7 protein-coding genes and 2 pseudogenes are annotated in these 5,345 nt (G+C 38.6%); 4 read left to right on the forward strand and 5 right to left on the reverse strand.

Features of this window, described 5'->3' with window-relative positions; genetic code table 11:
- The 5 genes from ON073_RS19930 to ON073_RS19950 all read right to left on the reverse strand — a co-directional run.
- Positions 1 to 259 (reverse strand): hypothetical protein (locus tag ON073_RS19930; protein ID WP_274763622.1); only part of this gene is annotated, 259 nt, incomplete at its 3' end.
- A 47-nt stretch (positions 260 to 306) separates the two neighbouring features.
- Entirely contained in the window at positions 307 to 444 is a 138-nt protein-coding gene (locus ON073_RS19935) for a hypothetical protein (RefSeq protein ID WP_274763623.1), read from the reverse strand.
- Positions 445 to 454: 10 nt separating this feature from the next.
- The gene (locus tag ON073_RS19940) at positions 455 to 595 is read right to left on the reverse strand and encodes a hypothetical protein (RefSeq protein WP_274763625.1); all 141 of its coding nucleotides are present in this window, start codon (positions 593 to 595) and stop codon (positions 455 to 457) included.
- 425 nt (positions 596 to 1,020) lie between these two features.
- The gene (locus ON073_RS19945) at positions 1,021 to 1,224 is read right to left on the reverse strand and encodes a hypothetical protein (protein ID WP_274763626.1); all 204 of its coding nucleotides are present in this window, start codon (positions 1,222 to 1,224) and stop codon (positions 1,021 to 1,023) included.
- A gap of 55 nt (positions 1,225 to 1,279) precedes the next feature.
- Complete coding sequence (locus ON073_RS19950) at positions 1,280 to 2,002, reverse strand: TnsA endonuclease N-terminal domain-containing protein (protein WP_274763628.1); 723 nt, start codon at positions 2,000 to 2,002, stop codon at positions 1,280 to 1,282.
- 355 nt (positions 2,003 to 2,357) lie between these two features.
- Here ON073_RS19950 and ON073_RS19955 point away from each other — a divergent pair, with 355 nt between their 5' ends.
- From ON073_RS19955 to ON073_RS19965, 4 genes and pseudogenes are all read left to right on the forward strand, one after another.
- Positions 2,358 to 2,597 carry an HTH-like domain-containing protein gene (locus tag ON073_RS19955; RefSeq protein WP_274763629.1) on the forward strand — a complete coding sequence of 80 codons (240 nt, stop codon included), beginning with the start codon at positions 2,358 to 2,360 and terminating at the stop codon, positions 2,595 to 2,597.
- 86 nt (positions 2,598 to 2,683) lie between these two features.
- Positions 2,684 to 4,219 (forward strand): annotated as a pseudogene (locus ON073_RS19960) (type I restriction-modification system subunit M); the annotation flags it as partial.
- Positions 4,220 to 4,243: 24 nt separating this feature from the next.
- Positions 4,244 to 4,822 carry a restriction endonuclease subunit S gene (locus tag ON073_RS20545; protein WP_342455429.1) on the forward strand — a complete coding sequence of 193 codons (579 nt, stop codon included), beginning with the start codon at positions 4,244 to 4,246 and terminating at the stop codon, positions 4,820 to 4,822.
- Positions 4,823 to 4,831: 9 nt separating this feature from the next.
- Positions 4,832 to 5,345: pseudogene (locus ON073_RS19965) on the forward strand (AAA family ATPase); the annotation flags it as partial.

Below are 5,345 nucleotides of genomic sequence, written 5' to 3' on the forward strand. Positions count from 1 at the left end.
AATGATGCTTACCTTCTTTCTCAACACTTAATAAGTGCTCAGATTTCCGCCTTAACTGATCACCAAACTCTTTAATGAAAAATCTCATTTGGCGTTCAAAGGCTAAAGCTTCCCCATTTCGCCACCGACTAACTTGGGCTACTGACTTTTTGCTCAACCCTGCTTTAGCTGCTATTTCTTGGTTGGTCATGCCATTTTCAATGGCAATTTTTATAAGTCGTTTAGTATCTCTACATTTTTTATTATCTTGTGTTTTCAAAGCAACTCCTTTTGGCTGGCAGATGCATTATCTACCAGCCAATTGGTTTAGTCATCCCCAATGTAGTCATCATTATTTGGATTATGACAATCTGCCCAGTCATCCATATCTGCATCATTGTTCGGGTTATTAATATCTGACCAAACGTCTAGTTCTTCTTGAGACATATCCGAAGTATTTGGCATTGTTAGCTCCTTATTTCTTACCTTTATAACGAGGGTTATTTGGATTTAGTTGGTTGCTACGGTTATCCAATACTTTTTGATAGGCAGCATTAGTTCCAGCTGTATTTGTGTTAGGGTTCTTTTGGTTTGCTTTATGATCGTTATTACTCATGACATTCTCCTTATTTTTTATGTCATGGTTATAGTAAAAACAGCCTAAAAATATTAGAAGTGATGGGATTGTGATATCTGAATGATAAAGTGTGAAACTTGATGATTTTATTATTTTTGATCGCTTTTGCAGAATTAGCACTTATGTTATTGCCAACAAAAGAACGCTCTTTAATCCATGCTTTTTATGTTTTCAATATTCAGCTTTATGAGAGTCATCGTTATGTGATTCATCAAATTTTTTTGAATACGTAACCAGAAACGAATGGCATATCTGTGACCAGCTCCAGCTGCTTTGCGAAGTCTATACCAACACTCACTTTTTCATTCAAAAAATCGTCAAAAAGTTCATCAGATATATTCTAGATTATCTGTGACTTCTTTAACACTCATCCCCTTTGCTGTTGCCTTAGACAAATACAATCCCTAAAAATACCGCGCTGGGTGCAGTGCAACTTTGTTTTGAGGGACATTGACGAAGCCACGATTCCTTTGCACATCAATATTTGCTGGATTAATCACTAATGCATCAACATCTAGCCGTTTTGATTTATCTACACGCTCAACACCAGCGCTCTTTAATGGTACTGCTTTAAATAGGTTTTTACGCTGAGTTTTTTGATGTTTCATATTTAATCTACTATGAATTTAACGTTGGCATTATGAATGCCAAGTCAATCAAACCTTATCTATAAAGGCTTTGTATTGCTAGCATCATCAAGCCATTACCTTCCTGTAACCTAGCCAGTTTTGTATTAAGCTCTAAGTACTCGGCAATATCGGCGAGCCGATCATTTGGGTATCGCGTGAAGAGTTCCATAAACTCCGCTGCAAATGCACGCAATAAATGATCAGGTGTTTGGTACCATTGTGGTTGATGAAGCCATTGCAGGTTCTTCCTCAGATCAAGCGGAAAGTCCTTCTCTGTTTTAATAAGGAATTTAATTCCTTGTTCTTCCCAATAGGCCTGCTCAATTTTGAGTTTTTCTAGCACTCTGTCGTTATCGAGCTTTGATGTGGGCTTAATTTGCTCCGCTTCGATACGATCGGCGTAATGAACTACAAAATCCGTTGTCATTACGATAGGAAATTCTCTTATTCTTGGATGAGTAAACGCAAACTCAGGTCTGTTCGCAATAGCTAGTGTTCTATCGCGATTGAGAGGATATTGCTCGTTGTAATCAATTACTGAGCAATCATTTTCAAGTTGATAAACTCTAGCGGCTTCAAGATCTGAAAAAGCGGTAATTTCTCTCTTGAGTTTGAATGATGGAATACGGTGGCTTCTTCCTTCCGAAGGCACATCAAAAACAGTAAGCCAAGGCTTGTAGGTCTCTTTTTGACCTTGCCCACGACCTTCTTTAATCCACTTTTCATACTTCCTTGTATTTTGAACATAGTTCGCCATCCGCTTTACCTCCAAATTGAAACGGAAACTGTAAAACCAGACTCAATCCGTGAGTCATTAGCAGTTTTTACGTGATCAAATTATAGCAAAATAAGGATCTAAATGGATCTACGAAAAGTCGTTAACTATCTGAATTACAAAACATAATCATTGTTTTTATTAAAAACTCAGTATGTTAGAAGGTTAAAAAATTTTCAATTTATGATGAAATAACAACATATATGTTGTTGAGCTGCCAAAAACTCAGCAATTAGCGATCATAAAATAACCGCTATTTAGATCCTCTGACGATAGTCTTTGCATATCATTGCTAAATTAGCTAATTTAGCTAAATGATAAAAACGAAGTCCTGAACATGTCTGAACAAACCATTTTTGAGCAAATTAAATTGGCTCTCGCTGATGCACCACGCAATCAGTATACGGCTGAGTTACACCTGCAAATGATCAAATTCGCCGATGAACTCAAGCACATCACGTCAAAAGAATTCTGTGAAGGTGTAGGACTTAAACAAAGTTTAGGAACAGAGTTCAGCAAGATGCGTAATTTAACCACCAGACTTAAGGCTGCGGGTTTGGATCCCAACAGAATTTAGGTTAAACGCGCAAATTGTCGCCCAAGTTAGAGTTTTTCATACGTGCCGAGAGACACGTATTAGTATCAGTTTAATAGGAATTATAAATGACAAGTTTACAACAACGTGCCGAACTTCAACGCCAAATATGGGCGATTGCCAATGATGTTCGAGGCTCAGTGGATGGTTGGGATTTTAAACAATATGTACTGGGTACGCTGTTCTACCGTTTTATCAGTGAAAACTTTGTCAACTACATCACAGGCGGCGATGAGAGCGTTAATTATGCTGCCATGTCTGACGATGATGAAAACATCAAGTTTGCTAAAGAAGATGCCATTAAAACCAAAGGCTATTTTCTTTACCCTAGCCAGTTGTTTAGCAATGTAGCGGCTAATGCACACAAAAACGAAAATTTAAATACGGATTTGGCAGCAATTTTTGCTGCAATAGAAAACTCAGCCAATGGCTATGATTCAGAAAAAGACATCAAGGGCTTGTTTGCGGATTTTGATACCACCAGTAATCGTCTGGGTAATACGGTAGAGGCAAAAAACAAACGCCTGTCAGCCGTGTTAAAAGGCGTGGCAGGTTTAACCTTCGGTAATTTTGAAGACAACCAAATTGATTTATTTGGTGATGCCTATGAGTTCCTGATTTCAAACTATGCCGCCAATGCGGGTAAATCCGGTGGCGAATTTTTCACCCCCCAGCACGTTTCAAAATTGATCGCGCAGCTGGCCATGCACGGCCAAACCAGTGTGAATAAAATCTATGACCCTGCGGCAGGCTCGGGCTCGTTGCTGTTACAAGCCAAAAAGCACTTCGATGCGCATATCATTGAAGATGGTTTTTTTGGTCAAGAGCTCAACCACACCACCTACAACTTGGCTCGTATGAATATGTTTTTGCACAACATTAACTACGACAAGTTTAATATTCAGTTGGGCGATACCTTAACTGAACCGCACTTTTTAGATGACAAACCCTTTGATGCTATTGTCTCTAACCCGCCTTATTCAGTGAAATGGATTGGTAGCGACGACCCAACCCTAATCAACGATGACCGCTTTGCGCCCGCAGGTGTGCTTGCACCCAAATCAAAAGCCGACTTTGCCTTTGTGCTACATGCTCTAAGTTACCTATCAAGCAAAGGTCGCGCAGCCATTGTTTGCTTCCCAGGTATTTTTTACCGTGGTGGTGCTGAGCAAAAAATTCGCCAGTACTTGGTTGATAACAACTATGTTGAAACCGTGATTTCACTGGCACCTAACTTGTTTTTTGGCACCACCATTGCAGTAAATATTTTGGTGCTGTCTAAACATAAAACCGACACCACCACCCAGTTTATTGATGCCAGTGGCCTGTTTAAAAAAGAAACCAATAACAACGTACTGACTGATCAGCATATCGAAGACATTATCAAAGTCTTTGCCAGCAAAGAAAATGTGGGTCACTTTGCTGAATCTGTTGAGTTGGACATCATAGCTGGCAATAACTACAACCTTTCGGTAAGTAGTTATGTGGAAACCAAAAATAACCGTGAAGATATAGATATTAATGAGTTAAATAATAAGCTTGAAGGTACAGTTTCTAAAATCGAGCAACTTCGTAAAGATATTAATTCAATAGTTAAAGAAATCGCATCTACTGGACAGCAAAAATTCATGACTGAAATCCTTAGTGGTGCAGGATTCGAATTTCTAGAATTGGGAACCGTAGCTGGATATGAACAGCCAACGAAATACCTAGTAAAGACAACTAATTATAGTGATACATACTCCACTCCGGTATTAACCGCAGGAAAAACATTTATTTTAGGTTACACGGACGAAACAGACGGTATCTACCAAGCGTCCAAAAGCCCAGTAATAATTTTTGATGATTTTACTACAGCTAACAAATGGGTGAACTTTGACTTTAAGGCAAAGTCATCAGCAATGAAGATGATAACCTCAAAAGATGATAATAAATATTCTCTTAAATATATTTACTTTTGGTTGAATACTTTGCCAAGTGATCTAGTTGATGGTGATCATAAGCGACAATGGATAAGTAATTTTTCAGCTAAGAAAATTCCAATACCTTGTCCTGAAAATCCGGAAAAGTCATTAAGTATACAAAATAGAATCGTAGAAATTTTGGATAAATTTACGGAGCTTAATGAAGAGCTTAATGAAGAGCTTAATGCAAGGAGTAAGCAATATAAACACTATTTATTGTCGATATTTGACTTGGCTAAATAGGTGTTTTTTATGAGTAAGAGTTTAAAACAAATAGCGAAAGTTATTAGAGACAACAATAAAAAAGTGCAGTTGATCTATGCCTTTAATGGCACAGGTAAAACGCGTTTGTCGCGCGAATTTAAAGAGCTCATCGCGCCAAACGACGATGGGCAAGATGCGATTGACGATGCAGAGCAAGCGCCACTTTCGCGCCATAAGATTTTGTATTACAACGCGTTTACGGAAGACTTGTTTTACTGGGATAATGACTTAGATGCTGATGCAGAGCCGAAGCTAAAAATCCAACCCAATACATTTACCGATTGGATTTTGCAAGAGCAAGGGCAAGACATGAACGTGATCAGCACGTTCCAGCGCTATGCCAACAATAAACTAACGCCACGCTTTAATCCGCAATACACGGCTAAAGACAAAGACGGAAAAGATGTTACCGTCAAAGCCTTTTCTGAGGTGACGTTTTCACATCAAGGTGGCGATGACGAACCGGATAGAAAAATTAAAATATCAAAGGGTGAAGAAAGTA

Source organism: Pseudoalteromonas sp. G4 (assembly GCF_028875915.1).
Taxonomy (GTDB): Bacteria; Pseudomonadota; Gammaproteobacteria; order Enterobacterales; family Alteromonadaceae; genus Pseudoalteromonas.